This window comes from Escherichia sp. Lx600-2, from assembly GCF_036662595.1.
In the GTDB taxonomy this organism is placed as follows: domain Bacteria; phylum Pseudomonadota; class Gammaproteobacteria; order Enterobacterales; family Enterobacteriaceae; genus Escherichia; species Escherichia coli.
Genome location: NZ_JAYQWM010000252.1, coordinates 1 through 623, shown reverse-complemented (window position 1 = coordinate 623; position 623 = coordinate 1). Strand labels below are relative to the sequence as shown.

Sequence of the window (623 nt, the reverse complement as noted above, 5' to 3'; positions counted from 1 at the left end):
TGGCGGTCGTAGCGAAGGGCATCAGGCTGTTTGCGCATTGATGCCGAGATACGCTTCCAGTCTTCGCGGTCGTTGTCGATAACTTCATTTTTTGCCCAGCGATGGATGCTGCCGTCAATGTTTCCGGCATCCACATCACCAGGCCAGAGAGCGTAGGCCAGTTCGTCATCCAGTGTTTTCCATGTCTGCTTGTATTCGCGATGAATGGCAGCAATGACCGGGTTGATTTTTCCTGTTGAATTTTCAGTGTTCTGTTGATTGGCTCTGGCGCGGGCGAGATCAACAACAGACGTGTATTTTCCGGTTTCCTTGCGTTCACCTTCGCGACGTTTTTTCCAGATGCGCATCTCTGCCTGAATTTCGGGCCATTTGGCACCAGGCTTACATTTATGCTTAACCCACCCGATGGCATGCAGCTTAAGCTCCGGATACATGGCGTTAACTTCTGGCATTTTCATCAACGCTTCAACGATATGTCCGTCGAATGTTGCCATGTCTTCCTGCAACAATTCCTGCGCGCTAATCACCATATCAACGGTGATGTTTTCACATGTGTCGAACTTAACCATGACAGCGTTCTGTACTTCAGGGGCCAGCTTGTCAAAAGTGACGTTCATCGGATC

1 pseudogene is annotated in these 623 nt (G+C 49.8%); it reads right to left on the bottom strand.

Annotation, left to right across the window (positions count from 1 at the left end):
- A pseudogene (locus OQV04_RS24840) lies at positions 1-623 on the bottom strand (exonuclease); the annotation flags it as partial.